This window comes from Streptomyces sp. NPDC102360 (genome assembly GCF_044766085.1).
In the GTDB taxonomy this organism is placed as follows: domain Bacteria; phylum Actinomycetota; class Actinomycetes; order Streptomycetales; family Streptomycetaceae; genus Streptomyces.
On record NZ_JBIWLG010000001.1, the window covers coordinates 1,905,925 to 1,930,813 of the forward strand.

A 24,889-nucleotide genomic window follows, 5' to 3' on the forward strand; every position below is an offset into this window, starting at 1 on the left:
CATGCATCGATCTACGTGTCTGAACTGGTGGCGCCTCACTTAGAGGCGGCCGCACAGACAAGCACGTAACCGGGCCGTCCACGGACGGCCCTTTTTCATGCCCTCCCACCGGAGGCCACGCCGTCCCGAGGACGCCCGTGACCCAAGGGGAGACAGAGACCATGAGCAGCACCGACGCCCTCGGCACCTCGGCCGCGCAGGAACGCAGCGCGGAACTGGAACAGCTGATCCGAAAAGACCCCGGACAGTTCCGCATCCTCACCGGGGACCGGCCCACCGGGCGCCTGCACCTCGGACACTACTTCGGCACCCTGCACAACCGCGTCCGGCTCCAGGACCTCGGCGTCGAGACCTTCGTCCTGGTCGCCGACTACCAGGTCCTCACCGACCGCGACATCGCGGAGAACCTCACCGAACACGTCGAGGAACTGGTCCTCGACCACCTCGCCATCGGCATCGACCCCGAGCGCTCCACGATCTTCACGCACAGCGCCCTGCCGGCCCTGAACCAGCTGCTGCTGCCGTTCCTCAGCCTCGTCTCCGTCGCCGAGCTCCAGCGCAACCCCACCGTCAAGGACGAGATCGCCCACTCCCGGCAGTCCGCGGTGAGCGGCCTGATGTTCACCTATCCCGTGCACCAGGCCGCCGACATCCTCTTCTGCAAGGCGAACCTCGTCCCCGTCGGCCAGGACCAGCTGCCGCATCTGGAGGTCACCCGCACCGTCGCCCGCCGCTTCAACGACCGCTACGGCAACGGCGCTCCGGTCTTCCCGCAGCCCGAGGCCCTGCTGTCCACGGCGCCGCTGCTGCTCGGCACCGACGGCACCAAGATGAGCAAGTCCCGCGGCAACGCCATCGCCCTGTCCGCGACCCCCGACGAGACCGCGCGCCTGATCCGCGGCGCCAAGACCGACGCCGAACGCCACATCACGTACGACCCGCGGGCGCGCCCCGAGGTCTCCTCGCTGGTCCTGCTCGCCGCCCTGTGCGAGGGCGCCGACCCGAACACGGTGGCGCAGCAGATCGGGGGCGGGGGAGGCGCCGCGCTCAAGCGGCGCGTCACCGAGTCCGTGAACGAGTACCTCGCACCGATCCGGGCCCGCCGCGAGCACTACGCGCAGGACCGCGGCCAGGTCAGGGACGTGCTGCGGGCCGGTAACGAGCGGGCGGGAGCGGTCGCCGACGCGACGCTCCGGGAGGTGCGGGCCGCCATGAACGCCGACTACTGACGAGCGCGCGGAAAGCCGCCGGGACGATTCTTCCTACGGCATGCATGCCCGGCCCGATCCCGGGCAGCAGGAGAACAGACGCTCAAGCAGCCCACCCCCCCCGGGCGCTCGAGCCTGCGGCCCTGTCGCCCCCTCTCCCCCCCCTGGGAGGCGGCAGGGCCGCCCTTTTGTCGGCGGGCTCGGCGGGCTCGACGGGGCCGTCGGGGCGGCCGGGACCCGGTGAACTAACCCTGGTGGTTCTGCTGTTGCTGCTGCGGCGTCCCGGCCTGTGGCCCGGCGGCCTGCGCGAGCATCCCGTCCACGTGATCCTTGGGCACCTGGTGCGCGGCGCCACAGAACGTGCACTGCGCCTGGTACTTCGTCGAGATCGGGAACAGCGGGACGAAGAACAGCGTGAACTTCGTGACGAACTTCCGCAGCGTGTGCGCCGCGGGATTGCCGCAGCTCCCGCAGACGTAGGTGAGGATCGCGAGCTGGTACGCGTAGCCGCGCGTGCCGAAGATGATCATTGGGTCCCTCCCGTGGTCCGGCCGCCGCGGAACGTCCGGCGTCCGGCCGTCATCGTATGTGGCCCTCCCCTGAGCCTCACAAGCCGTAGCGGCGGGTGGAGTGCTCCTCCTGGGCGAGCCGGCGCAGCGCGAGCAGCAGGGGTTCGTACAGGACCGCCGACGCGACCGCCAGCTCGACCTTCTCGGAGTCGTCCTCGTAGGCGTCGAGTTGGTCCAGGTCCAGCTGGGCCACCTCCTCCATGAGGTGCGCGTACTGCGCGAGGACCTCGGTCCCGCGCGAGAAGCCGAGGCGGGTCAGCGTGACGATGGTGGTGACCAGAGTGCGGTAGGTGGGGGAGAGGGCGCCGATCTTGCGTGCGTTGTGCCAGCCCATGTCGCCGAGGAACCGGTCGACCGCCTCGGTCACCTGCACCGTCAGCGGGTCGTCCGCGGGCGCCTCGGGCGGCTGCGGCATCGCCCACAGCGCGGCGCCGAGGCGGAAGGTCGTCCCCAGGGACTCGTCGTCCACATGTCCGAGCACTTCCCGCACGGTGGCCACCGGGATCCGGCCGATCTGGATCATCGCCCTGATCAGGCCGAGCCGCCGCAGATGCGCCTCTCCGTACGCGGCCTGAGTGGCGCTGATCCGCTCGCCCTGCGGCAGCAGGCCCTCGCGCAGGTAGTACTTGATCGTGCCGGCCGGCACCCCGCTGCGCTCGCTCAACTCTGCCAGTCGCATCCCTTGTGCCCCTCCTTGGAAAGTGTCACTATCCAATCACGGGTCAGGGGATCGGGGGACCCCTGACCCCCTGCCAATGACCGACGGAACTGGGGGAGTTGTGTTCGCGAAACCGCATCTTGGACGGACCACGGCAGCCGCCGAGGGCGACGTCGTCGTCTTCCTCATCGGCATGCGGATCAATCACTTCTGGGCGGTGCACCGCTGGCTCCCGGTGATGTACGCGATGCCCATGATGCTCAGGGAGCTGAGCAGGAACCGAACCGCGGGCCTACTCAATCACGTCCTGCTCACGGCGAATCCGCGCACCTACTACGTCGTCCAGTACTGGGAGTCGAAGGACAAGCTGCTCACCTACGCGGCCGCCCCTGACCGGTCGCACCGCTCCTGGTGGACCCGTATCAACGGCTATCTGCGCAAGAGCAAGGGGCACGTCGGCCTCTGGCACGAGACCTATGTGGTGCCCGCGGGCGCGTACGAGTCGATCTACGGTGACATGCCCGCGTACGGGCTCGGCAAGGCCTACGGGGTGCGACCGCTGGGTGAGGGCGTGCAGGCGCGGGACCGGCTCGCGGCCTGAATGCTCGCGCCCCGGAAGCACAGCGTCACGCAGCGTACGAATGGCGTACGAAAACGGCCATCCCGACGGGCCGAATCGGCAATCCGGGGTTCGTGATGAAAGGATTGCGTCCATGGCAATCAAGACCTACTTCGACATCACGATCAACGACGAGCCCGCCGGGCGGATCACGTTCAACCTCTACGAGGACATCGTCCCGAAGACCGCGGAGAACTTCCGTGCCCTGTGCACGGGCGAGAAGGGCTTCGGCTACGCCGGCTCGTCCTTCCACCGCGTCATCCCGCAGTTCATGCTGCAGGGCGGCGACTTCACCGCCGGAAACGGCACGGGCGGCAAGAGCATCTACGGTGAGAAGTTCGCCGACGAGAACTTCCAGCTCAAGCACACCAAGCCGGGCCAGCTCTCCATGGCCAACGCGGGCCCGAACACCAACGGCTCGCAGTTCTTCATCACCACCATCGTCACCGACTGGCTGGACGGCAAGCACGTCGTCTTCGGCGAGGTCGAGGACGGCATGGACCTCGTGAAGAAGATCGAGTCCCTCGGCTCGCGCAGCGGCTCCACCTCCGCCAAGATCACGATCTCGGAGTCCGGCCAGCTCTGATCCAGGCCGATCATCCGGCGCGAGAGGCCGGGACCCCGCCCAGGGGTCCCGGCCTCTCGCGTTTCCGGTACGAGCCCAACTCCCCTGCGCGCGGCACGGGTTAAGGTCTCGGTCGGTGGATCACTGATCCACCGACCGTTTCCTCGACCCAGGGAGGCACCCGTGCGCCTGCGCACCATACCCACGCTGCTGCTGTCCGCCGCCCTCACGGCGGGCGCCCTCGCCGCCACCGCGGCGCCGGCGACCGCCGCGCCCGCCTCGTTCGAAGACCAGCTGCGAGCCCTGCCGGGCGTGACCGTCACCGGCGTCACCGACAAGGAGGGCTTCCCGCTCTACTCCTTGTCGATCACGCAGCCCGTCGACCACGCCAGACCCGGCGCGGGTACGTTCCGGCAGCGCTTCACGCTCTGGCACAAGTCGACGGCCAAGCCCGTCGTCTTCTACACCGGCGGCTACGGCCTGTCGTCCTCGACCCGCGAGCCCACCACCCTCCTCGACGCCAACCAACTCAGCGTCGAGCACCGCTTTTTCGAGGAGTCCGTGCCGGCCGGCGGTACCCCCTGGAACAAGATGACCGTCCAGCAGGAGGCCGCCGACGAGCACGGCATCGTCCAGGCCGTGCGCCCGCTGTACGAGAAGTCGTCGAAGTGGCTGGCGACCGGCGGTTCCAAGGGCGGGATGACGGCCACATACCACTACCGCTTCCATCCCAAGGACTACGACGGAGTCGTCGCCTACGTCGCCCCGAACGATGCCGACAACAACGACGACAGCGGCTACGAGGACTTCTTCAAGAGGGTCGGCACCCAGCAGTGCCGCGACGCGCTCGCGGCTGTGCAGCGCGAGATGCTGGCGCGCCGCGACACCCTGCTGCCCAAGTTCGAGAAGACGGCGAAGGACGAGGGCTACACCTTCACCAACACCCTCGGAACGACCGACAGGGCCTACGAGTTCGCGGTCCTCGACCAGGTGTGGAACTTCTGGCAGTCCGGCTCCGTCGACAACTGCCCCACCGTGCCCGACGCCAAGAAGGTCTCCGACGACGACCTCTACAAGTGGTCCCTCGACCACGGCCTGTCCATCTACGAGGACTCCACGCTCGGCGCCAACAGCTCGGGCCCCTACTACCGGCAGGCCGCCGCCCAACTCGGCTGGGCCGACCTGAAGTTCAAGAACCTCAAGGGCGTGCGTCACTACCCGGACATCTACCAGCCGAACTCCGTGCTGCCCGCCGACATGCGCACCACGTACGACGGTACAGTCATCAAGGGCGTCGACAAGTGGGTGCGTACGAAGTCGGAGCGCATGTTGTTCGTCTACGGACAGAACGACCCGTGGAGCGCCGAGCAGTTCACGCCCAGCAGATACGACTCCTACAAATACGTCGTGCCGAAGTCCAACCACGGCGCCCGGATCTCCGCGCTGCCCGCGAACGAGCGGGACGCGGCCACGGCGACGATCAAGCGGTGGGCCGGAATCCGGTAGGCGTCACCCGAAGCGCTCGATGCGGATCCGGTCCACCGGCTGACCGAGGTCGACCAGGAGCTGGGAGGCGTGCTCGGCAAAGGAGTTGGAGCCGCACACGTACGCCTCCCACTCCGGCGCGCCTTCGGTGAAGCACGGCGCCAGATGGTCAGCCGCCAGGCGTCGGCGCTCGCCCTCACGGGTGAGCACCGGCGTCGTCTCGGCCCCGTACTCGTCGGCGTAGATCAGGTCGGCACGCGTGCGTGCCGACACGAACAGCCGGAGCGGGACAGCGAGCTGGTGCCGCCTGTGGTGGCGGATCATCGACATCAGGGGCACGACACCCGAACCCGCGCCGAGCAGCAGCGCCGGCCGGTCGCCCGGCCACGCGAAGAAGCCGCTGAGCGGGCCGCGCATCTCCACCTCGTCGCCGACCCGCGCCTCGGTGTGCAGGAACCCTGACACCTCGCCGTCCACGACGTGGTCGAGGGTCAGTTCGATGTGCCCCGAGTCGTCGGGGGCCGACGCGAGCGAATAGTGGCGCTGGGCGGCGTACCCGTCCTCGGCGGTCAGCCGCAGCATCAGGTGCTGACCGGGCAGGTGCCCCTGCCAGCCGGGCACCGCGAAGCGGAACGTCGACGCGTTCGCCGTCTCCCGGCGGATCTCGGCGATCACGGCGCGCTGCCACAGGGCGGCGCCCTGCCCGGCGGCGATGCGGCCCGGCACGGCGAAGCGGGTCGGCGGTGTGAAGGTGGTGGTCTGCGGCACGGTCTGCTCGCTCTGCACGGTCTCAGTCACCTGCGTATCGCTGTTCTTCCCAGGGGTTGCCCCGCCCGTGGTACCCGTTCTGCTCCCAGAAACCGGGCTCGTCGTGATCGAGGAGCCGAAGGCCGGCGACCCACTTCACGCTCTTCCAGAAGTAGAGGTGCGGCACCAACAGGCGGGCGGGGCCGCCGTGTTCGGTCGGCAGCGGCTCGTCCTCGTAGGTGAAGGCGAGCCACGCCCTGCCGCCCGTCACATCGGCGAGCGGCAGGTTCGCCGAATATCCGGTGTGCGAGTACGCCATGACGTGCGTCGCCTCGGGGGAGGGGCGCACGGCGTCGAGGAGCGTGTCGAGCGAGACACCACCGAAGCGCACCCCGAACTTCGACCACGTCGTCACGCAGTGAATGTCTCCGCTGTACGAGGCCGGGGGCAGCGCCTGCGCCTCGTCCCACGTCCAGGTGCGGTCCTCGGCGACCAGGCCGTCGATCGTGAACGACCAGTCCTCGCGGTCCAGTTGGGGCGTCACCTCGGCGGACAGTACGGGCCAGTCGTCGCCCGCGTCGTACTGGCCCGGCGGCAGGCCGGGGTTGTGGACGCGGGGGCGGCCGACGAAGCCTCGGGTCGCGTGGCCGGTCATGCGAGGGCCTCCAGATCGGCGAGGACCGCGCCCTCGTCGAGGGTCGTGAGCGTACGGTCGCGCATAAGGACCCTGCCATCGACGACGGTGTCCCGCACGTCGGAGGCCTGCGCGGCGTAGGCGAGCATCGCGTACGGGTCGTGGCGCGGTGTGAGGTGCGGCCGGTTCAGGTCGAGTACGGCCAGATCGGCGCGCTTGCCGACCTCCAGGGAACCCAGCTCGTCGCCGAGGCCCAGGGCGCGGGCGCCCTCGATGGTCGCCATGCGCACGGCCTGCTCGGCGCCGACCGCCGTCGGATCGCCGTCCGCTTTGTGCACCAGTGCGGCCTGCCGCACCGCGCCCAGTACGTCGAGTGTGTTCGAGCTGACGGCGCCGTCCGTGCCGAGGCCGACGGTGACACCTGCGCTGAGCAGCCGAGGCACCGGCGCGATGCCGCAGCCCAGCTTCAGGTTCGACACCGGGCAGTGGGCGACCGAGGCGCCCGCGCGGGCGATCGCCGCTATCTCGCCGCCGGTCAGGTCGACGGCGTGCGCGAGCACCACGTCGGGGCCCAACAGGCCGAGGGATTCGAGGAGTTCCACGGGCCGCTTGCCGTGTGCCACCTCGACGCCCGCGACCTCCGCGGCGTTCTCCGCCGCGTGCAGGTGGATGAGCGCACCGAACTCACGGGCCAGCGCGAAGCACTCGACGAGCTGCTCGGGCGAGAGGGTGTACGTCGAGTGCGCGAACAGGACGGGGCGGGTGCCCGCGGGGCGCCCGGCCAGGTACCGGCGCGCCCACTCCAGGCGCTCCTGGTACGGACGCCCGTCCGGCGGCTCGGGGACGTCCATGAACAGCGGTCCGGTGTGCAGCCGCCAGCCCGCCGCGCGTGCGGTCTCCTCGGCGGCCTCGTGGAACCAGTACATGTCGAGCGCGGAGGTGACACCGGCGCGCAGGCTCTCCGCGACGGCCACGCGGACGGCGGAGGCGACGGCGCCGGGATTGAGGAGGCGTGCCTCGGCGGGGACGACACGGGCCAGGAACTCCTGGAGCGTCACGTCGTCGGCGGTGCCGCGCAGCAGCGTCATCGCGAGGTGCGTGTGTGTGTTGATCAGGCCCGGCAGGACGAGCGCGCCGGATGCGTCGATGGTGTCGGTGGCCGTGTGGCGGGCGCGCAGCTCGTCGGAGGGGCCGACCGCCACGATCGCGCCGTCGCGTACGGCGACCGCGCCGTCGTCGAGCACCGTCGACGCGTCGTCGACGGTGAGGACGGTGCCGCCGTGCACCAGCAGATCGACGGACTCGGTCACAGTTGCTCCTCCGTAAGTATGCGCAGCGCTTCCAGGGCCACGACGCTGCCGCGCGCGACGCCCTCCGCGACGACCTCGCGGTGCGGGTCGTAGCCGCCGGTGCTCTCTTGGTCCACCAGGTCGTCCGCGTTCACGCCGTCTACGACGAGCACAGCACCCGCGACGAGCCCGCGCAGCGACGCCGTGACGAACAGCGCGGACACCTCCATCTCGATCGCGGCGAGGCCCGCGCCGTCGTACTGGTTCAGCGGGATCAGTCCTGGTTGGAACGCCGCGCGCGTCCACACGATTCCCCTGTGGTGCGGGGCGCCCGCCTCACGTGCCGCCCGTGTGAGGGCGAGCACGGCCTCCGGAGCGGACACCGCCGGGTACTCGGCGGGCACCAGCTGGCCGGTCACACCGTCGTCGCGCACCGCGGCCTCCGCGACGACCAGGTCGCCGTCGCCGATCCCCGGCCGCATCGCACCCGCCGTACCGAAGCGCACGAACGTCTTCACGCCCGCGTCGGCCAGCTCCTGGAACAGCAGGATGGCTCCGGGCCCGCCGATGCCGTGCGAGGCGACGACGACCGGCATCCCGCGCCACGTCCCGCTGAACGTCCGGTACTCCCGGTTGTACGACACCTCCACGGCGTCGTCGAGCAGCGCGGCAACGGCCGCGGCACGCTCCGGGTCGCCCACGACGACGGCGCGCGGCGGCAGCCCCGTACGCGGTATGCGGCTCAGCGGAAGCAAGGAGTGGGGATCGGGTGCGGGGGCACTCACGAGGTGGCTCCAGTCAGGCGTCGGCGCGGCATCGGGTTCGCAGGGGATCCGGGGATCGTATCCCCAGGTCGGAGGGGGTTTGAAGCGGGGGCGTGACTATGTGCGCGGTCCCACAGGGACGCCGAGCGGCCGGGCCAGACCGGAGATCCCCTCGTCGAGCCGCTGAAGGTGACGCAGCACACGGAACGTCACGGTGTTCGCGGCCGGCACCCCCAGGCCGTCCGTCTCCAGCATCGCCGCGATACTCGCGCCGGACTCGACGGTCCCCGTCAGGTCAGCGTCGTCGGTGGCGGTCACCTGCGCCAGCAGCACATCGATGTTGTGCGCGATGCGCCGTGCCGCCCGGCCGAGCCGCGGATCGGCGGCCACATGCTTGCTGTACGGCACGAGCTCGGCGGTCGCAGCGAGGGAACGCGCGTGGTACGCGGACGTCTCCAGGAGCGCCACCAGATAGCGCACGGTCTGCCGCCGCTCGCGCTGCGGGGCGATCGCGTGGGTCAGCGGCTTGGTGGACGCGCGCAGATCGTCCAGGGCGGTGTCCAGGTCCCGCGCCCGGTCGAGCAGGTCCGCGGCCGGGCCGCCGCTGAGCTGCTCCACCGCGCCCGCCACGACATCGCCGAGGCGCTCGAGGACGGTGGCGAGCAGCTCGTCGGTCCGGTGGTCGGTGCGGACCGGAAGCACCAGCATCGCCGCGATGATGCCGCACGCCGCACCGAGCGCGGTCTCCTCGATGCGCAGCACCAGCACGTCGAAGCTGTAGGTGTTCAAGAGCGTGTACAGCAGGCCCAGCATCGCCGTCACGAAGAACGACATCAGCGCGTACGACAAAGGGGCCGTGAAGAACGCGGCGAACACGCACAGCAGCACGAGGACGAACGCCGACCACGTGTGATTGCCGACCGCTCCCGCGAGCAGTACTCCGGCGAGCACACCGAGCACCGTCCCGAGGACACGGCGGTAGCCCTTGATGACGATCTCGCCCGTGGACGCGGTGTTGAGGAAGACGACCCAGCAGGTCAGGACGGCCCAGTACCAGCGCTGGCTGGACAGGAACTCGCCGCCGACGATCGCGAGGCCGGAGCCGACGGCGACCTGGAAGGCGGCGCGGGTGGTGGGCCGGTCGAGGCCCGAGCGGTCGTCCTCCTCCTCGTCGGCCTCCTGCTCAGTGGCCATGGCGACGGTGCCGGTGATGGACATGTCCTCCGCCTCCAGCTCCTCGCGCGAACGCGTCGTGGCGGGGGAGTCGTCCGACTCGTCCTGCGGGCCGTCGAGGGCGATCCGCAGGCCCATCACCGCGCGGGCCGCCTCACCGATGCCGCGGAACACGTCCTGCACGGCGAGCGTGCCGCCCGGGGGCATGCGTTCCTCGTCGCGGTAGCCGAGCAGACGGTTGCGGATCTGGGCGACGGCCGCGCCCCGGTTGGCATCCGCGGGTCGCGTCACCATCAGGTGCAGGGCGCCCAGATCGCGCCGGAGGGTGGCCGTCGACTCGTCCTCGTGGTGCAGCAGCTTGCCCGCCGCGGGCGCGGGCGCGTGCGGGAGGTGCAGGGTGAGCGTGTCGGCGCGCTCGGCGCTGCGCGCGTTGAGCAGCAGCATGCCGAGGCGCTCGGCGGAGATCTCCGCGTCGGCGATACGGCGCTGGATCAGCGAGGCGGTCGCCGTGTCCCGGGCGCCGTCCTCCAGGCGCCCCTGGATCATGAGCGCCGTCTCGTGCAGCCGCGAGGTGTGGTGCCGCAGGTCGTCCAGCACGTCGTCGACGTCCTCCGGTGCGGCGTCGAGCAGCCTCGTCTGCGCGGTCACCAGTTGCGCGAGCCGCGCCCTGAACGCCCCGCGCAGCCGTCCGAGCACGCGCTGCGGAGTCTCCGGTACCAGTGCGAACCGGGCCGCCGCGCTGCAGGCGAACGCGACCGCCAACGTGCCCGCGAGGATCGGCAGTTGATCGGGGGTCGCGTTCACGAACAGCGACACGAAGTAGACCTGGAACCCCATGAGGCCGAGGGCCGTGCCCCGGTCGCCGAACCGGCGGCAGTAGACCGCGCCGAAGATCAGCGCGATGAAGAAGAGATCACCGGCGACGACCCTGCTGTGCAGCAGCGCGCCGAGGCTCACGGCGGCGAGCGCCACCGGGAATCCCCATGCGATGGTGATCGCCTGCCCGCGCAGGTTCTTCTCACGGATCGCGAACGTGCTCACCATCGCGGCCATCGCGCCCGCGACCATGTGCGTCACATCCGTGCCGAGCAGCGCGAGCACGGCGAGCGTCAGCCCGATGGCCGCGACGATCCGCAGCCCGGCCATCAGGCGCAGCAGCCCCGGATCGGATGCAATGAAGCGGTCCCAGGTGTCCCTCGGCCGTCGCGCCACCAGTGCTCACTCCAAGATCGGTCCGTCGGCGTCCCCCCGAGCATACGAGGAGGTGGGCGCGCCCTTGACACGAGTATCGACAGGTGGACGGTCCCCCACCTGGTCACCCTGGCCACATGGCGACTTCTGGGGGATTGCCCCCAACGAGAAGTGGGGGCGGGCCGGATGGTGTGTCGGGCGTCGGCCCGCGAATCTTGAGCCATGGACAATCTCGGCACGATGTCGATGGGAAGGCCGGCCCGGCGGGGCGTACTCGCGGCCGGCGCCGCGCTGTTGGCCCTGGGCGCGGCGCCGGCGGTGGCCGCCGCGCCGCAGCGGATGCGCCTGCGGTTACCGGCTCCGAGTGGCCCGCACCCGGTGGGCAGGGTGGCGCTGCGCCTGGTGGACCGCTCTCGCCGCGACCCGTGGACGGCGGCTCCCGCACGGGAGTTGATGGTGGACGTGCGGTACCCGGCGCGCTCGGTGGCCGGTCACCGGCGGGCGCCGCAGATGACGGCACGGGAGGCGGCGGGCTTCGACCGGCTCAACAACTTCGAGGGGCTGCCCGCGGGCCGCGTCGACTGGGCGGCGACGCGCACCTTCGCCCACACCGCGGCGCCGCTCGACCGCCGTGCGGCGCACCCCGTGGTGCTGTACTCGCCGGGTGTCGTGGACCCGCGCTCCCTGGGCACGACGCTCACGGACGACCTGGCGTCCCGCGGCTACGTGGTGATCGCCATCGACCATCCCTCCGACGTGTCGGCCGTGGAGTTCCCCGGTGGACACGTGGCCGTCTCCCGGCTCCCGCAGGAGTTCGAGAAGGCGCAGCGGTCGGGACCAGACGCGGTGACCGCGCTGCTGAAGAAGACAGTGGACGTCCGCGTCGCCGACACCCGCTTCGTCCTCGATGCGGTGCAGCAGGCCTTCGACACACGCCGGCTGCGCAGAGCGCCCATCGGCATGTTCGGGCAGTCCGCGGGCGGTTTCGCCGCGCTGCAGACCCTGCACGACGACGCGCGGCTCGCCGCGGCCGCGAACCTCGACGGCGTGCTCGCGTACGTCCAGGACGACCACGACGAGGGCGGCCTGTCCACCGTCGCGGCCGAGGGCGTGGACCGGCCGGTGCTCCTGATGGGCAGTGCGGGCATCGACCGGAGAACCGTCCCCTCCTGGCGGGAGATGTGGCGGCACAGCGGCGGCTGGCGACGGGACCTGACCCTGCGCGGCTCCCGGCACGCCACATACACGGATGCGACGACGCTGCTGCCGCAGATCGCGGCCCGCCTCGATCTCCCGCGCGAGACCTTGACCACATGGGTGGGCACGGTGCCCACCGACCGGGCGGTCGCAGCTCAACGGGCGTATCTCGCGGCCTTCTTCGACCGCTGGCTGCGCGGCGGGGACGGCGCGCTCCTGGACGCGCCGTCCCCGCGGTACCCGGAGATCGCCTTCATATGAAGCGGGCTCCGCATCCGTTCCGTCAGTGCATCCCGAGCGCGCCCATCGTGGCGTCCGCCATGGCCGACTCGCCCAGCGCGTTCGGGTGCACGGGCACGAAGTTGGTGCCGAAGAGGGCCGGCTCGACCCAGCGGGTGCCCATCGGCTGACAGGCGTCGTGGCCCTCGGAGGACCGGGCGAAGTCGACGTAGGTCGCGCCGGTCTCGCTCGCCGCGCGCTGCACCGCGCTGTTGAGGTGGGACTGGATGTCGCGTACGTACGGGACGTCGCCGGACGCGATCGGCATCTTCACGAAGCAGCCCTTCTGGGCGACCGGCGGCATGATCCACGGGTAGCCGAGGATCGCGACCCGGGCGTTCGGTGCCTTGTTCTTGATCGCCGCAAGCGCGGACTTCACCGCCGGGTACGTCTTGGTGTCGATGTCGTCGCTGAACTTGTCGCCGTACTTGGACTGGCACGGGTGGCCCTGGCCCCCCGACGCGATCCCGGATGTGGCGCAGGACAGGATCGTGTTGATGAAGGTGTTGTTGTCGTTGCCGCCGATGGAGAGCGTGACCAGGTCGGTGTCCTGGCCGAGCGCGTCGAGTTGCGGCGCCACGCCGGGGTACTGGGCTCCGGCGAAGTCCTTCGTCTGCGCGGCGCCGCACGTCACGTCCTTGAGCGCGGCGCCGGTGCGCTTCGCGATGACGTGCGGGTAGTTGGCGGTGGAGCGGGCGCACAGCGGGCTGGCCTTCGGGTCGAGCGGGAGCACACCGGAGGCGGCGCTGTAACTGTCGCCCAGGGCGGCGTAGGAGAGGGGTTCGGGGGCCGCGTGTGCGGGCGCGGCGAGGGTGACGAGGGCGGCGCCGGTCGTGGCCGCAAGGGCGGTGAGTCTGCCGTGGAACGCGCGGATCGCCATCTGGTGCTCCTTCGAAGCCTTCGGAAGCCGCGAAACCGGGCCGGGACACGGCCAAGTTCCGTTTGAGGCAAGGGGGTTCAGCGCGCTGGTAGTTGAAGCTACCGACGAGTTTGAATTTGAGTCAATAGGTGTGCACGGGGTCGTGCGCAGGGGCGTGACCAGGGGAGAGTCGTGCAACGCGGGGTTGTCAGTGGTGCTCGATAGCCTCACAGACGGATTGCGGACCCGTCGGCAGGCCGCCCGGCGTGTTTACCGATTGCGGTGGCGGGGGCGGCTCGGACGGAGACAATCGAACACACTGATTCGAGACTGGCGACGCCGCGGATTCCCGTCGGCGGCCGTGGACACCCGTTGGAGACATGATGAGCAAGGTCGCGAGGACGGGGACCCCGTCGTCAACGTCGCACCCCGCCGACAGCCACGACCTGATCCGCGTGCACGGCGCGCGGGAGAACAACCTCAAGGACGTCAGCATCGAACTGCCCAAGCGGCGCCTGACGGTGTTCACCGGGGTCTCCGGGTCGGGCAAGAGCTCGCTGGTGTTCGACACGATCGCCGCCGAGTCGCAGCGGATGATCAACGAGACGTACAGCGCGTTCCTCCAGGGCTTCATGCCGACGCTCGCGCGGCCCGAGGTCGACGTGCTGGACGGCCTGACCACCGCGATCACGGTCGACCAGCAGCGGATGGGCTCCGACCCGCGCTCCACGGTGGGGACCGCCACCGATGCGAGCGCCATGCTGCGCATCCTCTACAGCCGGCTCGCCAAGCCGCACATCGGAGGGCCGGGCGCGTACTCCTTCAACGTCGCCTCGGTCTCGGCGCAGGGCGGTTTCACGGTCGACCGCGGCGCCGACAAGTCCAAGGTCGAGAAGGTGTCGTTCAGCCGCACCGGCGGCATGTGCACGCACTGCGAGGGCCGGGGCACGGTCTCCGACATGGACTTCACCCAGCTCTTCGACGACTCCAAGTCGCTCAACGAGGACCCCTTCAACATCCCCACCTATACCGGGGACGGCTGGGTGGTCCGGGTGATCAGGGACTCGGGCTTCTTCGACCCGGACAAGCCGATCCGCAAGTACACCAAGAAGGAGCGGCACGACTTCCTCTACCGGGAGCCCACCAAGGTCAAGATCAATGGAGTCAACCTCACCTACGAGGGCCTGATCCCGAAGATCCAGAAGACCTTCCTGTCGAAGGACCGGGAGTCGATGCAGCCGCACATCCGCGCCTTCGTGGACCGGGCGGTCACCTTTCAGACCTGTCCCGACTGCGAGGGCTCCCGGCTCAGCGAACTGGCCCGCTCCTCGAAGATCAAGCGCAAGAGCATCGCCGACCTGTGCGCGATGGAGATCCGGGACCTCGCGGAGTGGGTGCGCGGCCTGAAGGAGCCCTCGGTCGCCCCGCTGCTCGCCAAGCTGCGGCACACCCTGGAGTCGTTCGAGGAGATCGGCCTCGGCTATCTCTCGCTCGACCGGGCGGCGGGCACGCTGTCCGGCGGCGAGGCGCAGCGCGTCAAGATGATCCGCCACCTCGGCTCCTCGCTCACCGACGTCACCTACGTTTTCGACGAGCCCACCATCGGCCTGCATCCGCACGACATCGAGCGGATGAACAAGTTGCTCCTGCGGCTGCGAGACAAGGGCAACACCGTGCTGGTCGTGGAGCACAAGCCGGAGGCCATCGCCATCGCCGACCATGTAGTGGACCTCGGCCCCGGCGCGGGCACGGGCGGCGGTAGCGTCTGCTTCGAGGGCACCGTCGAGGAGCTGCGGGCCAGTGACACCATCACCGGGCGCCACCTCGACGACCGGGCCGCGGTCAAGGACACCGTGCGCGAGCCCACCGGCAAGCTCGCGATCCGCGGGGCGAACGCGCACAACCTGAGGGATGTAGACGTCGACATCCCGCTCGGCGTACTCACGGTCGTCACCGGCGTCGCGGGTTCGGGCAAGAGCTCGCTCGTGCACGGCTCCATCCCCGCCGACGACGGGGTGGTGGCGGTCGACCAGACCCCGATCCGCGGCTCACGGCGCAGCAACCCGGCCACGTACACCGGGCTACTTGACCCCATCCGCAAGGCGTTCGCGAAGGCCAACGACGTGAAGCCCGCGCTGTTCAGCGCCAACTCGGAGGGCGCCTGCCCCACGTGCAACGGCGCCGGGGTGATCTACACGGACCTGGGGATCATGGCCACCGCGGCCTCGACCTGCGAGGAGTGCGACGGCAAGCGGTTCGAGGCCTCGGTGCTCGACTACCACTTCGGGGGCAAGGACATCAGCGAGGTGCTCGCGATGCCGGTGACCGAGGCGGTGGAGTTCTTCGGAGCGGGGGAGGCGCGTACTCCGGCCGCGCACAAGATTCTGGAGCGGCTCGAGGACGTCGGGCTCGGCTACCTCACCCTGGGACAGCCGCTGACGACGCTCTCCGGCGGCGAGCGGCAGCGGCTCAAGCTCGCCGTGCACATGGCCGGCAAGGGGGGTGTCTACGTCCTGGACGAGCCGACCACGGGTCTGCACCTGGCGGACGTGGAGCAGCTGCTTGGGCTGCTCGACCGGCTCGTGGAGTCCGGCAAGTCGGTCATCGTCATCGAGCACCACCAGGCGGTGATGGCGCACGCCGACTGGATCATCGATCTGGGCCCCGGGGCGGGACATGAAGGCGGCAAGGTCGTCTTCGAGGGAACCCCCGCCGACCTCGTCGCCGACCGTTCCACTCTCACCGGCGAGCACCTGGCGCAGTACGTGCGCGACTGACCGGTTGCCGTCGGCCCGTGGGGGAGGGTCGCGGCGGACGAGTCGACCGGGAGGGCCGGCCGCGGTCGCGGTCAGCCCTCCTGCGTGGGGGCGGGGGGCTGCTGGGTCTGAGGGGCCTGCGGGAAGTGCGGGGCCTGCTGACCCTGCGGTACGTGCTGGCCCTGGGGTGCGCGCGGGCCCTCGGGTGCCTGCTGGCCCTGGGGGGCCTGCGGTCCCTGCTGGCCGTGCGGCGCCCGGGTCTGGTCGGGAGTGGCGGGCTGGGGAGCCTGCTGCTCCTGGAAGGATTGCGGGGCCTGCTGTCCCTGCGGCGCCTGCGCCTGCGTGGGGACGGGGGCCTGGGGAGCGTGCTCGGTCCGGGGGGCTTCCGCGTGCCCGAAGTCGAGCACGCCTTCCGCGGTGCGCTCGGCCTTGTGCGCGGCCTCACGCGCGTCGGCGAGCACATCACCGTGCTCGTCGACGAGTCGGTCGTAGATGGGCGCCGGGGCAGTGGACGGTGCGGGCACGGGAAGAGCTCCTGGTCGTCGAGGTCCTGATGCCACCCTTCGGGTGAACAAAAGGGGACCCTACGTCGATCAGGTGACGGGGGTGCATCCGGGGTGGGGTTGTAGAACCGGAAACTGTAACTACTAGTATGTACGGCAACGGTGTCGATCCCGCCGCGTTTCACGCCCGCCCATGAAGGAGTACGCCCGTGCCGCTCGTCCGCATAGACGCCCTGAACGCCGATGGCGAACGCCTCCAAGCGCTGGGCCGCGCCGTCCATGAGGCGCTCGGGGAGACGCTCGGCTTCCCGCCCGACGATCTGTTCCAGGTGCTCACCAGTCACGACGGCGTGCGCGGCACCATCCGCTACGACGACTACCTCGGGGTGCGGCGCGACGAGGGCGTGGTGTTCGTCGGGATCACCCTGCGGGCCGGGCGGCCCGACGAGCAGAAGCGGGCGCTGTACCGGCGGATCGCCGAGCTGGCGCACGCCTACGCGGGAACCGAGCCGCGCAACGTGCTTGTCACGATCACCGAGAACCGGTCGATCGACTGGTCGTTCGGGGACGGTGTCGCCCAGTACGCGCCGGCCGAGAGGGTATGAAGGTCTCAACTAGTTGTTCCAGTACGTCAGTTGGTGGAGTTGTGGCCACGGCATGAGCGTATTGACCGGGCGTATACACCCGGCGTATACCCCAAGGTATGACCGTTCCACTGGCGCTTCTCGGGCTCCTCGAACGTGAGTCGAGCCACGGCTATGACCTCAAGCGGAACTACGACACGTACTTCGGGCGTGGCAAGCCGCTGCCCTACGGCCAGGTCTACTCGACGCTGCGCCGCCTCGCCCGGGACGGGAAGGTGGCGGTCGGCGAGTCCGAGCCGGGGGAGGGGCCCGACCGCAAGCGGTACGTGATCACCGACAGCGGGGTCACACAGGTGGAGGCCTGGCTCACCGAACCGGTCGTCCCCGAACAGCATCTGCAGACCGTGCTGTTCACCAAGGTCGTCATGGCCCTGCTCCTGGAGCGGGACGCCCAGGCCTATCTCGATACCCAGCGGGCCGCCCATATGCAGCGGATGCGCGAGCTGACCGAGCTGCGCCGCACCGGGCAACTGGTCGACAGGCTGCTGGCCGACCACGGTCTCTTCCACCTCGAAGCCGACCTGCGCTGGATCGACACGACCGTGGCGCGGCTCGGAGCGTTGGCGGCGGAGGTGCGGCCATGAGCCTGGTCGAGGCACGCGATGTGATGCTCTCGTTCGGCAGCACCCCCGCGCTGCGCGGCGCCGAACTGTCCGTGGCACAGGGCGAGATCGTCGCCGTGACGGGTCCGAGCGGCTCCGGCAAGTCGACGCTGCTGCACTGCCTCGCGGGAATCCTGGTGCCCGACGAGGGCGAGATCCACTACGACGGGCGGCGCATCGACGCCCTGCGGGAGACCGAACGCAGCGCGCTGCGCCGCGACCGCTTCGGCTTCGTCTTCCAATTCGGCCAACTCGTACCGGAACTGACGGCCGAGGAGAACGTGGCGCTGCCGCTGCTCCTCGCGCGCGGCCGCCGGTCAAGCGCGCTCCGCGAGGCCCGAGCCTGGTTCGAGCGGCTCGGCCTCGACGGCCTCGAAGGACGCAGGTCGGGTGAACTGTCGGGCGGGCAGGCCCAACGCGTCGCGCTGGCACGGGCGTTGGTCGCACGCCCCCGAGTGCTCTTCGCCGACGAGCCCACCGGGGCCCTCGACTCGCTCACCGGGGAACAGGTGATGGACCTGCTGGTCGGCTCCGTCCGCGAGCAGGGCACCACCGTCGTCCTCGTCACCCACGAGCCGCGCGTCGCCGCCTTCGCCGACCGTGAGGTCATCGTCCGCGACGGCAGGGTGACACCGCTCTCCGTCGAACGGGCCGCCTCATGATCCGGCTCGCGCTTCGCCTCACCGTCGCGGGCGGCCGTGAGGCCCTGGTGCGGCTGACCGTGATCGCCGCCGCGGTGGCGGTGGGCGTCGCGCTGCTGCTCTCGACACTCGCCGCCATCCAGGCCACCCGGACCCAGAACGACCGCAACGCCTGGCTCAACACCGGCGCCGAGTCCACCCGGAGCAGGGACGCTCGGGCCTCCGGCGTCGACCCGCTCTGGTGGCTGCTGCGGGCCGACCACTACGACGGCGGGCTCATCGGCCGCGTCGACGTGGCGGCCACCGGGCCGAACGCGCCGGTGCCGCCGGGCCTGCCACACCTTCCGGCCCCCGGCGAGTACTACGTCTCCCCGGCGCTCGCCGAGCTGCTGCGCGCCACGCCCGCCGGTGAGTTGGCGGACCGCTACCCCGGCCGCCGGGCGGGCACGATCGGCAGGTCCGCGCTGCCGGGACCCGACTCCCTGCTCGTCGTGGTCGGACACCGCCCGGCTGAACTGGCAGGCAAGGAGGGCGCCCGGCGCGTCACGACCATCGAGACGCACTCGCCCAGCAGTTGCAGCGGCCCCAACTGCGACGTCGCCGTCGGCATCAACGCCGAGGGCATGGCGCTCATCCTCTCCGTGGTCGCGGTGGCGCTGATCTTCCCCGTGCTGATCCTGACCGGCACGGCGAGCCGCCTCGCCGCCGCCCGCCGTGAACAGCGCTTCGCCGCGATGCGTCTGGTCGGCGCGACACCGGGACAGGTGTCACTGATCTCCACCATCGAGGCCGCGGTCGCCGCCGTCGCCGGTACGGCCGTGGGCTTCGCCCTCTGGTACGCCCTGCGGCCCCTGGTGTCGCGTGCCGACCTGACCGGCACCCCGTTCTTCACCGCGGACCTGACGCTCGGCGCGGCCGACGTGCTGGGCATCGCCGTGGGCGTGCCGGTGGCCGCGGCGGTCGCAGCGCGTGTGGCACTTCGCCGCGTGCGGGTCTCACCGCTCGGCGTCACCCGCCGGGCCACGCCCCGTCCGCCGCGCGCCTGGCGGCTGATCCCGCTGGCGCTCGGCATCGGGCAGCTGTGGTGGGTCATCGGACGCGTTCCCGAGGACAGCTCGGGCCAGATACTCGCCTTCGTCCCCGGCATCCTGCTGATCCTGGTCGGCGTCGTCCTCGCGGGCCCATGGCTGACGATGGCCGGGGCGCGGCTGCTTGTCCGCTTCACCCGGCGGCCCGCGCTGCTCGTCGCGGGGCGGCGCCTCGCGGACGACCCGAAGGCCGGGTTCCGCGCGGTCAGCGGGCTCGTACTCGCGCTCTGTGTCACCAGTACGGCGGTCGGGATCATCACCTCGGTGGTCGCGGAGAGCGGAGTGCCCGAGGACAGGGCGGCGTTCGGCAGCTCGGTGGTCGCCGATTACGAGCGGCAGTTCGGGCCCGAGTCCAAGCGGAAGCCCCCGGCAGCGCTGCCTGCCGCGACCCGGTCGGAGCTGGACTCCATGTCCGGCGTCGAGAGCGTCATGGTGATCCGCACGAATCCGCTCGGCATCCCGGATCCCGCCGAGCCGGCCCCGCAGAAGGGGCAGCCGAAGATCCTCGCGGGCCTGGTGTCTTGCGGGGAACTGGCGCGGATGCCCGAGCACAACGACTGCCCGGCGGGGGCCGAAGCCGCCGCGATCCCGCCGGACTTCTCCCGCCTGGGCATGCAGGAGGACCGGGCCTGGCCCGCCGTATGGCCCGCGGCGAAGATCAGTGCGCAGCGGCTCGAGTCCTTGCCGGTCAGTCAGATCATGGTGACGACGGACGGCTCCACCGCCGCGGTCGAGCGGGTCCGCACACTCCTCACCGCGGCGTACCCCTACGAACTGCCGCCGTACACCGTCGCCGAGGATTACGCGCAGCGGTGGGGCGACATCGAGGGATACCGGCAACTGGCCACCGTCGTCATCGTGATCAGCTTCCCGATCGCCGGATGCAGCCTGGCGGTCGCGGTCGCCGGCGGGCTGAACGAACGCAAGCGCCCCTTCGCCCTGTTGCGGCTGAGCGGAGTGCCGCTGAGCACGCTGCGCCGGGTGGTGCTCCTGGAGAGCGCCGCGCCGCTGCTGATCGTCGCGGCGCTCGCCATCGGCATGGGCTTCCTGACCGCGCAGCTGTTCCTGCAGGCGCAGTTCGACTACTCGGTACGGGCGCCGGGGGCCGGCTACTACGGCCTGACCCTCGCCGGAATCGTCGTCTCGCTCGCCGTCATCGCGTCCACGCTGCCGCTGTTGCGGCGCATCACGGGGCCGGAGACGGCGCGCAACGCCTGATCCCGCAACGACCGACCGCGCGGCGTCCGCCCTTGCCGGTGGGCGCCGCTCACGCCTGTGTCGCATCGACCAGCGTGTCCCGCATGAAGTCCACCAGCCAGTGCTGTGCGGGTGTGCGGGCGTGCGCGTGCCGGGTATAGACCGAGACCTGCGCCGGTTCGATGTCGATCGGGAGTTCCAGCGACCGCACCCGGTGGTCGGCGGCGAACATGCGGGCCACAAGCCGGGGCGCCACCGCGACGAGTTCGCTGTCCTGGATGAGGTACGGCAGGCCCGCGAACCGGGTCACGTCGAGCACCACGCGATGCACGAGACCGTGCGCCTCCAGGGCGCGGCGCGGCCCCTCGTGCCCCGCGGGTCCCGAGACCGTCACATGCTGTTCGGCGCCGAGCGCGGCCAGGTCCACGGAGCGGCCGCGCAGCCGTGGATGGTCGCGGGCCACCACGGCGACGTATCCCTCGGAGAACAGCGGGATCCGCTCCACCCGCGGCGAGCCGAGCGGTGTCGAGGCGATGAAGGCGTCGATCTCCCCGCGGCCCAGCTGGTCGGCGGCGCCGCGGATGTCGAGCGGCCGCACCGTGAGCGTGGTGCCCGGCGCCCGGCGCGGCAGTGCGGCCATCAGCCGCGGCAGCAGGGCCACCTCGCCCAGATCGGACAGGCACAGGGTGAACGCGGTCCGCGCAGTCGCCGGATCGAAGGAGTGGGAGCCGCTGAGCGTCGTCTCGATTTCCGAGAGGGCGCGGTGCAGCGGCTCGTACAGGGCGCGGGCCGTCGTCGTCGGGGCGAGCCCCGCTCCCGTGCGCCGGAACAGTTCGTCGTCGAAACGGCGGCGCAGCTTCTGCAGCCCGTAGCTCACCGTCGGCTGCGTCACGTGCAGGGCCTCGGCGGTCGCCGTCACGCTCCGGGTCTCGTAGAGCAGCACGAAGGTCCGTACGAGGTTGAGGTCGAAGTCGCGCATGGTTGGCTCCTGTGTCCTGTCCGTCCCTCCCTTATCGAACCTGTCTATGAAGCGGGTAGGCAACATTGATTGGAGCGTGGTCGGCTTTGTTTCTAGGCTCAACCACATAGCCGCCGGTCAAGGAGGAGTCTGCGCATGCCGACCGCACGCCGCATCGCCCACGCATTCCTCGAGCGCCAGGGCCTCACCACGATCTTCGGAAACCCCGGCTCGAACGAACTGCCCTTCCTGGCGGGGCTCCCCGAGTCCTTCCGTTACGTCCTCGGCCTGCACGAAGGCGTCGTCGTCGGCATGGCCGACGGATACGCGCAGGTCACCGGCGGCCCGGCGCTGGTCAATCTGCACGCCGCCGCCGGTTCCGGAAACGCGATGGGCGCGCTCACCAACGCGGTGTACGCGCGCTCGCCACTGGTCCTCACGGCGGGCCAGCAGGTGCGCTCCGCCATCGGCCTGGAGGCGATGCTCGCCAACGTCGACGCCCCGCAGCTGATGCGCCCGCTCGTCGGCCACTCCGCCGAACCGGCCTGCGCCGCGGACGTCCCGCGCTCGCTGGCCCAGACGGTGTTCGAGGCCGAACTGCAGCGCCGCCCGTGCTACCTCTCCGTGCCGTACGACGACTGGGACGCCGAGGTGTCATCGCACGCCGGTGACGTCCTGGAGCGGCGGGTGCGGCGCGGTCTCACCCCCGACGCGGAGCAACTCGACGACCTCGTACGGGACATGGGCGCCGCCCGCAACCCCGTACTCGTCCTCGGCGGTGACATCGACACGGCCGGACACTTCGACCTGGCGGTGGCCTGCGCCGAACACCTCGACCTACCGGTGTGGGTGGCACCCTCGCCGCACCGCCTCCCGTTCCCCAACCGGCACCCGCTGCTGCGCGGTGTGCTGCCCGCCGGGATCGGCTCCGTGTCCTCCGCGTTGGCCGGACACGACCTGGTGCTCGTCGTCGGCGCCCCCGTCTTCCGTTACCACCAGCACGTGCCGGGCCCCTATCTGCCGGACGGCGCCAGGCTGATCCAGGTCACCGACGACGCGGGCGCCGCGGCCCGCGCGCCGATGGGGGAGGCGCTGGTCGCGGACCCGGGCCCTGTACTGACGGCGCTGATGGCACGACTGCCACAACGCACAAGCGGGTCAAGGGAGTTCACACCCTCGCCCGAACCCGCCACCGCTTCCGAAGGCGCCGCCCTCCACCCCGAGGGGGTCTTCGCCGCCCTTCGCGACACCCAGCCGCCCGGCACCCGCTACGTCGTCGAGTCGACCTCCACCAACGGTGCCTGGTGGCGGCAGATGGACCTCCGGCACCCCGGCTCCTACTTCTTCCCGGCCTCCGGCGGACTCGGCTTCGGTCTGCCCGCCGCCGTCGGCGCGGCGCTGGGCGACCCGGACCGGCCGGTCGTCGCCGTCGTCGGCGACGGCTCCGCCAACTACGGGATCACTGCGCTGTGGAGCGCCGCGCACTACCGGGTGCCCGTCACCTTCCTCATCCTGCGCAACGGCACGTACGGTGCGCTGCGCTGGTTCGGAACGCTGCTCGACACCCCCGACGTGCCGGGCACCGAGATTCCCGGCCTCGACTTCACCGCGCTCGCCGCGGGCTACGGGGTGCCCGCCACCGCCGTCACTGAACTCGCCGATCTGCGCGAGCAGTTGAAGAAGACCGCGACCGATGGGCCCCGCCTCATCCAGGTCGACACCCACCCCACCTCACCGGAGTGAACATGACTCTCCTCGAAGATCCCGTATGGCACGAGCGGATCCACCTCGACGGCTGGACCGCGGGAAGCGGGGGCACGTCCGCCGTCGTCGAACCCGCCACCGGGCAGCGGCTCGGTGCGATCGGCAGTGCCACCGCCGACGACGTGGCCCGCGCGGCAACCCGCGCCGCCGAGGCGCAGCAGGAGTGGGCCCGCACCTCGCCCGCCGAGCGCGCCGCCGTGCTGCGCAGGGCAGGTGACCTGTTCGCCGAGCACGCCGAGGAGATCAAGGACTGGATCGTCCGCGAGGCCGGATCGACCCGCACCAAGGCAGGCGTCGAGACCGACTTCGCCGCCGCCGAGTGCTACGAGGACGCGGCCCTGCCCGCACACCCGCTCGGCGACGTGCTCAGCAGCGGCGAGCCCCGCTGGTCGTTCGCGCGCCGCGTGCCCGCCGGTGTTGTCTCGGTCATCGCGCCGTTCAACTTCCCGCTGATCCTAGGCATCCGCTCCGTCGCTCCCGCGCTCGCCCTCGGCAACGCCGTGCTCCTGAAGCCGGACCCGCGCACCGCGGTGTGCGGCGGTGTCACCATCGTCCGCATCTTCGAGGAGGCCGGCCTGCCCGAGGGACTCCTTCACCTGCTGCCCGGCGACGCGAGCGTCGGCGCCGCCGTCGTCGAGGCGCCCGAGGTCTCCGTCGTCTCCTTCACCGGTTCAACTGCCGCCGGGCGCAAGGTCGGTGAGGCCGCCGCCCGCAACCTCAAGAAGGTCCACCTCGAACTCGGCGGCAACAACGCCCTCGTCGTCCTGCCCGGCGCCGACCTCCCCGCCGCCGCCTCGGCCGGTGCGTTCGGCTCGTACCTCCACCAGGGCCAGATCTGCATGGCGACCGGCCGCCACCTCGTCCACGAGTCGCAGGCGGAGGAGTACGTGGCGCTGCTCGCCGAGAAGGCGAACCGGCTGCCCGTCGGCGACCCCGCCGTCGGTGACGTCGCGCTCGGCCCGATCATCGACGGCCGGCAACTCGCCCACATCGACAAGGTGGTGACGGACAGCGTCGCCGCGGGCGCGAAGATCGCCGCGGGCGGCAAGGCCGACGCGCCGTACTACCCGGCGACCGTCCTCACCGGCCTCGACGACGACAGCCCTGCCTGGCGCGAGGAGATCTTCGGGCCCGTCGCGCCCGTGCGCACCTACCGCGACCTCGACGAGGCGGCCCGCATCGTCGACGCCTCGCCGTACGGGCTGTCCGTCGGCATCCTCGGCGACGTCGGCACCGCCATGACCCTCGCCGACCGGATCCACTCCGGCAAGGTGCACATCAACGAGCAGACCGTCATGGACGAGCCCGGCGCGCCCTTCGGCGGCGTCGGCGACTCCGGCAACGGATCCCGGTTCGGTGGCGCGCAGGCCAACATCGAGGCGTTCACCGAGACGCAGTGGGTGACCGTGCGCCCGCAGATCGCGCCGTACCCCTTCTGATTCCCCGCAGAAGCCCTACTGAAGGGGCCGGCCCCTTCAGATCACCGTCCCCCAGGAGCA

22 protein-coding genes are annotated in these 24,889 nt (G+C 70.9%); 12 read left to right on the forward strand and 10 right to left on the reverse strand.

Annotation, left to right across the window (positions count from 1 at the left end):
• The first annotated feature begins 161 nt into the window (after positions 1-161).
• Entirely contained in the window at positions 162-1,229 is a 1,068-nt protein-coding gene (gene trpS, locus ACIRHA_RS08760) for a tryptophan--tRNA ligase (RefSeq protein WP_403841610.1), read from the forward strand.
• Between the two features lie 224 nt (positions 1,230-1,453).
• Here trpS and ACIRHA_RS08765 read toward each other — a convergent pair whose 3' ends face one another.
• The gene (locus ACIRHA_RS08765) at positions 1,454-1,738 is read right to left on the reverse strand and encodes a zinc-ribbon domain-containing protein (protein ID WP_403841613.1); all 285 of its coding nucleotides are present in this window, start codon (positions 1,736-1,738) and stop codon (positions 1,454-1,456) included.
• Positions 1,739-1,814: 76 nt separating this feature from the next.
• On the reverse strand, positions 1,815-2,456 hold the full coding sequence (locus ACIRHA_RS08770; protein ID WP_403841616.1) for a MerR family transcriptional regulator: 642 nt from the start codon (positions 2,454-2,456) through the stop codon (positions 1,815-1,817).
• A gap of 76 nt (positions 2,457-2,532) precedes the next feature.
• Between ACIRHA_RS08770 and ACIRHA_RS08775 the strand changes: the two genes are divergently transcribed.
• The 3 genes from ACIRHA_RS08775 to ACIRHA_RS08785 all read left to right on the forward strand — a co-directional run bounded on the left by ACIRHA_RS08775 (position 2,533) and on the right by ACIRHA_RS08785 (position 5,125).
• Positions 2,533-3,036: a DUF4188 domain-containing protein gene (locus ACIRHA_RS08775; RefSeq protein ID WP_403841618.1), complete on the forward strand. Its 504-nt coding sequence runs from the start codon at positions 2,533-2,535 to the stop codon at positions 3,034-3,036.
• Between the two features lie 112 nt (positions 3,037-3,148).
• Positions 3,149-3,640 (forward strand): peptidylprolyl isomerase, encoded by a 492-nt coding sequence (locus tag ACIRHA_RS08780; RefSeq protein ID WP_403841621.1) that lies wholly within the window; start codon positions 3,149-3,151, stop codon positions 3,638-3,640.
• Between the two features lie 162 nt (positions 3,641-3,802).
• The gene (locus ACIRHA_RS08785) at positions 3,803-5,125 is read left to right on the forward strand and encodes a S28 family serine protease (protein ID WP_403841624.1); all 1,323 of its coding nucleotides are present in this window, start codon (positions 3,803-3,805) and stop codon (positions 5,123-5,125) included.
• A 3-nt stretch (positions 5,126-5,128) separates the two neighbouring features.
• Here the strand turns inward: ACIRHA_RS08785 and ACIRHA_RS08790 are convergent, their stop codons facing one another.
• The 5 genes from ACIRHA_RS08790 to ACIRHA_RS08810 all read right to left on the reverse strand — a co-directional run bounded on the left by ACIRHA_RS08790 (position 5,129) and on the right by ACIRHA_RS08810 (position 10,857).
• The gene (locus ACIRHA_RS08790) at positions 5,129-5,902 is read right to left on the reverse strand and encodes a ferredoxin reductase (protein ID WP_403841627.1); all 774 of its coding nucleotides are present in this window, start codon (positions 5,900-5,902) and stop codon (positions 5,129-5,131) included.
• Positions 5,895-6,506, reverse strand: coding sequence for a sulfite oxidase-like oxidoreductase (locus ACIRHA_RS08795; protein ID WP_403841629.1), 612 nt, complete (start codon positions 6,504-6,506; stop codon positions 5,895-5,897). The genes ACIRHA_RS08790 and ACIRHA_RS08795 overlap by 8 nt, the downstream gene beginning before the upstream one ends.
• A complete protein-coding gene (locus tag ACIRHA_RS08800; protein ID WP_403841631.1) occupies positions 6,503-7,795 on the reverse strand; it encodes an amidohydrolase in 1,293 nt (430 codons plus the stop codon). The genes ACIRHA_RS08795 and ACIRHA_RS08800 overlap by 4 nt, the downstream gene beginning before the upstream one ends.
• Positions 7,792-8,559 carry a nucleoside phosphorylase gene (locus ACIRHA_RS08805; protein ID WP_403841634.1) on the reverse strand — a complete coding sequence of 256 codons (768 nt, stop codon included), beginning with the start codon at positions 8,557-8,559 and terminating at the stop codon, positions 7,792-7,794. Before ACIRHA_RS08805 ends, ACIRHA_RS08800 begins: the two co-directional genes overlap by 4 nt.
• A gap of 96 nt (positions 8,560-8,655) precedes the next feature.
• Positions 8,656-10,857, reverse strand: a complete 2,202-nt coding sequence (locus ACIRHA_RS08810) for an FUSC family protein (protein ID WP_403842203.1) — start codon at positions 10,855-10,857, stop codon at positions 8,656-8,658.
• 267 nt (positions 10,858-11,124) lie between these two features.
• On the opposite strand from ACIRHA_RS08810, the gene ACIRHA_RS08815 reads away from it, so the two are divergent.
• Positions 11,125-12,360, forward strand: a complete 1,236-nt coding sequence (locus ACIRHA_RS08815; RefSeq protein ID WP_403841637.1) for an alpha/beta hydrolase family protein — start codon at positions 11,125-11,127, stop codon at positions 12,358-12,360.
• 22 nt (positions 12,361-12,382) lie between these two features.
• On the opposite strand, the gene ACIRHA_RS08820 is transcribed toward ACIRHA_RS08815, so the two are convergent.
• A complete protein-coding gene (locus ACIRHA_RS08820; RefSeq protein WP_403841639.1) occupies positions 12,383-13,258 on the reverse strand; it encodes an SGNH/GDSL hydrolase family protein in 876 nt (291 codons plus the stop codon).
• Between the two features lie 362 nt (positions 13,259-13,620).
• Here ACIRHA_RS08820 and ACIRHA_RS08825 point away from each other — a divergent pair, with 362 nt between their 5' ends.
• Positions 13,621-16,014 (forward strand): ATP-binding cassette domain-containing protein, encoded by a 2,394-nt coding sequence (locus ACIRHA_RS08825; protein ID WP_403841642.1) that lies wholly within the window; start codon positions 13,621-13,623, stop codon positions 16,012-16,014.
• Positions 16,015-16,085: 71 nt separating this feature from the next.
• Here ACIRHA_RS08825 and ACIRHA_RS08830 read toward each other — a convergent pair whose 3' ends face one another.
• Entirely contained in the window at positions 16,086-16,517 is a 432-nt protein-coding gene (locus ACIRHA_RS08830; protein ID WP_403841645.1) for a hypothetical protein, read from the reverse strand.
• Between the two features lie 188 nt (positions 16,518-16,705).
• On the opposite strand from ACIRHA_RS08830, the gene ACIRHA_RS08835 reads away from it, so the two are divergent.
• The 4 genes from ACIRHA_RS08835 (at position 16,706) to ACIRHA_RS08850 (ending at position 20,689) form a co-directional block, all read left to right on the forward strand.
• Positions 16,706-17,101, forward strand: a complete 396-nt coding sequence (locus tag ACIRHA_RS08835) for a tautomerase family protein (protein WP_403841648.1) — start codon at positions 16,706-16,708, stop codon at positions 17,099-17,101.
• A 98-nt stretch (positions 17,102-17,199) separates the two neighbouring features.
• Entirely contained in the window at positions 17,200-17,724 is a 525-nt protein-coding gene (locus ACIRHA_RS08840) for a PadR family transcriptional regulator (protein ID WP_403841651.1), read from the forward strand.
• A complete protein-coding gene (locus tag ACIRHA_RS08845) occupies positions 17,721-18,404 on the forward strand; it encodes an ABC transporter ATP-binding protein (RefSeq protein ID WP_403841654.1) in 684 nt (227 codons plus the stop codon). Before ACIRHA_RS08840 ends, ACIRHA_RS08845 begins: the two co-directional genes overlap by 4 nt.
• A complete protein-coding gene (locus ACIRHA_RS08850) occupies positions 18,401-20,689 on the forward strand; it encodes an FtsX-like permease family protein (RefSeq protein ID WP_403841656.1) in 2,289 nt (762 codons plus the stop codon). Before ACIRHA_RS08845 ends, ACIRHA_RS08850 begins: the two co-directional genes overlap by 4 nt.
• A gap of 49 nt (positions 20,690-20,738) precedes the next feature.
• Here the strand turns inward: ACIRHA_RS08850 and ACIRHA_RS08855 are convergent, their stop codons facing one another.
• Positions 20,739-21,647, reverse strand: coding sequence for a LysR family transcriptional regulator (locus ACIRHA_RS08855; protein ID WP_403841659.1), 909 nt, complete (start codon positions 21,645-21,647; stop codon positions 20,739-20,741).
• Positions 21,648-21,782: 135 nt separating this feature from the next.
• Here ACIRHA_RS08855 and mdlC point away from each other — a divergent pair, with 135 nt between their 5' ends.
• Both mdlC and ACIRHA_RS08865 read left to right on the forward strand, forming a co-directional pair.
• Positions 21,783-23,369: a benzoylformate decarboxylase gene (mdlC, locus tag ACIRHA_RS08860; RefSeq protein WP_403841661.1), complete on the forward strand. Its 1,587-nt coding sequence runs from the start codon at positions 21,783-21,785 to the stop codon at positions 23,367-23,369.
• Between the two features lie 2 nt (positions 23,370-23,371).
• A complete protein-coding gene (locus ACIRHA_RS08865) occupies positions 23,372-24,829 on the forward strand; it encodes an aldehyde dehydrogenase family protein (RefSeq protein ID WP_403841664.1) in 1,458 nt (485 codons plus the stop codon).
• Positions 24,830-24,889 lie beyond the last annotated feature (60 nt).